Origin of the sequence: Actinomadura sp. 6N118 (assembly GCF_044326415.1) — a bacterium.
Classification (GTDB): domain Bacteria; phylum Actinomycetota; class Actinomycetes; order Streptosporangiales; family Streptosporangiaceae; genus Spirillospora.
The window spans coordinates 1-2,965 of the sequence record NZ_JBIRAZ010000060.1 but is presented as its reverse complement, the minus strand read 5'-3'; the positions used below and the strand labels follow the sequence as shown (position 1 = coordinate 2,965).

The 2,965-nt window shown below is 57.4% G+C and carries 2 rRNA genes; both read right to left on the bottom strand.

From position 1 onward, the window contains the following. Positions 1-2: 2 nt before the first annotated feature. Positions 3-119 (bottom strand): 5S ribosomal RNA (gene rrf, locus ACH34W_RS55300). A 173-nt stretch (positions 120-292) separates the two neighbouring features. Then, positions 293-2,965: ribosomal RNA gene (locus ACH34W_RS55295) — 23S ribosomal RNA — on the bottom strand; the annotation flags it as partial.

Below are 2,965 nucleotides of genomic sequence, written 5' to 3'. Positions count from 1 at the left end.
GTGTCCGGCGGTGTCCTACTCTCCCACACAGTCTCCCGTGCAGTACCATCGGCGCTGAAGGGCTTAACTTCCGGGTTCGGGATGGGACCGGGTGTTTCCCCTTCGCCATAACCACCGAACGACCAACGCACAACCCAGAAACCTCCAGGGTCGGCAAGCTTGTGTCGTCCGAGCCAAGGCTCAGCAATATTCTCTTATTTGCGGTTCCCGTTTGTTTTCTGGGAACCACACAGGGACGCGAACATACTCACACAGCACAAGTGTGTTGTTTCGATTGGTTTGAACGTTGTGTGTGTTCAAGCCACTCGGCCTATTAGTACCAGTCGACTCCACACGTTACCGCGCTTCCATCTCTGGCCTATCAACCCAGTGGTCTAGCTGGGGGCCTTACAACCTCGAAGGGTTGGGAGAACTCATCTTGAGGAAGGCTTCCCGCTTAGATGCTTTCAGCGGTTATCCCTGCCGAACGTAGCCAACCAGCCGTGCCCCTGGCGGGACAACTGGCACACCAGAGGTTCGTCCGTCCCGGTCCTCTCGTACTAGGGACAGATCCTCTCAATTCTCCTGCGCGCGCAGCGGATAGGGACCGAACTGTCTCGCGACGTTCTAAACCCAGCTCGCGTGCCGCTTTAATGGGCGAACAGCCCAACCCTTGGGACCTACTCCAGCCCCAGGATGCGACGAGCCGACATCGAGGTGCCAAACCATCCCGTCGATATGGACTCTTGGGGAAGATCAGCCTGTTATCCCCGGGGTACCTTTTAGCCGTTGAGCGACACCACTTCCACACGTCGGTGCCGGATCACTAGGCCCTGCTTTCGCACCTGCTCGACATGTCTGTCTCACAGTCAAGCTCCCTTGTGCCCTTGCACTCGCCACCTGATTGCCAACCAGGCTGAGGGAACCTTTGGGCGCCTCCGTTACTCTTTAGGAGGCAACCGCCCCAGTTAAACTACCCACCAGGCACTGTCCCCCACCCAGATACATGGGTGCGGGTTAGACGCTCAAAACGACCAGAGTGGTATTTCACCAATGACTCCACCGACACTGGCGTGCCGGCTTCACAGTCTCCCACCTATCCTACACAAGACGCTCCAAACGCCAATGCCAAGCTATAGTGAAGGTCCCGGGGTCTTTCCGTCCTGCTGCGCGAAACGAGCATCTTTACTCGTACTGCAATTTCGCCGGGCCTGTGGTTGAGACAGCGGGGAAGTCGTTACGCCATTCGTGCAGGTCGGAACTTACCCGACAAGGAATTTCGCTACCTTAGGATGGTTATAGTTACCACCGCCGTTTACCGGCGCTTAGATTCTCAGCGTCGACCCCGAAAGGGGCCTAACCGGTCCTCTTAACGTTCCGGCACCGGGCAGGCGTCAGTCCGTATACAGCGTCTTACGACTTCGCACGGACCTGTGTTTTTAGTAAACAGTCGCTTCCCCCTGGCCTCTGCGACCACCCCCAGCTCAGGCAGCAAGTGCCCTCACCAGACGTGGTCCCCCTTCTCCCAAAGTTACGGGGGCAATTTGCCGAGTTCCTTAACCACAGTTCACCCGATCGCCTTGGTATTCTCTACCTGACCACCTGAGTCGGTTTGGGGTACGGGCCGCCGGTACACTCGCTAGAGGCTTTTCTCGGCAGCATGGGATCACTCACTTCACCTAAAACGGCTCGGCATCACCTCTCACCCTTCACGCACCACGGATTTACCTATGGTGCGGGCTACAGGCTTACCCCGGGACAACCATCGCCCGGGCTGAGCTACCCTCCTGCGTCACCCCATCACTCACCTACTACCACCTCGGGCCGACCGCTAGGCCCACGGAGAGTCCGAAGACTCCCCAGGGATTCGGGGTCTTAGCATCAGCGGGTTCAGCGTTGGCGCATACCAGCGGGTACGGGAATATCAACCCGTTGTCCATCGACTACGCCTGTCGGCCTCGCCTTAGGTCCCGACTTACCCTGGGCGGATTAGCCTGCCCCAGGAACCCTTGGTCATCCGGCGCAAGAGTTTCTCACTCTTGATTCGCTACTCATGCCTGCATTCTCACTCCCACAACCTCCACCACTGAATCACTTCGTGGCTTCACTGGTTGCAGGACGCTCCCCTACCCACCAAACCCTTACGGGTTCAGTGCCACGGCTTCGGCGGTGTGCTTGAGCCCCGCTACATTGTCGGCGCGGAATCACTTGACCAGTGAGCTATTACGCACTCTTTCAAGGATGGCTGCTTCTAAGCCAACCTCCTGGTTGTCATCGCGACTCCACATCCTTTCCCACTTAGCACACGCTTAGGGGCCTTAGCCGATGATCTGGGCTGTTTCCCTCTCGACTACGAAGCTTATCCCCCGCAGTCTCACTGCCACGCTCTCACTTACCGGCATTCGGAGTTTGGCTGACGTCAGTAACCTTGTAGGGCCCATTAGCCATCCAGTAGCTCTACCTCCGGCAAGAAACACGCAACGCTGCACCTAAATGCATTTCGGGGAGAACCAGCTATCACGGAGTTTGATTGGCCTTTCACCCCTAACCACAGGTCATCCCCCAGGTTTTCAACCCTGGTGGGTTCGGGCCTCCACACCGTCTTACCGGCGCTTCACCCTGCCCATGGCTAGATCACCCCGCTTCGGGTCTACAGCATGCGACTCAAACGCCCTATTCAGACTCGCTTTCGCTACGGCTACCCGCCACCGGTTAACCTCGCCACACACCATAACTCGCAGGCTCATTCTTCAAAAGGCACGCCATCACCAAACACACAGGGCAAGCCCTGCATGTAGGAGGCTCTGACGGCTTGTAGGCACACGGTTTCAGGTACTATTTCACGACCCCTCACCGGGGCACTTTTCACCTTTCCCTCACGGTACTTGTCCGCTATCGGTCATCAGGAAGTATTCAGCCTTACCAAGTGGTCTTGGCAGATTCACACGGGATTTCACGGGCCCCGTGCTACTCGGGAACACACCCA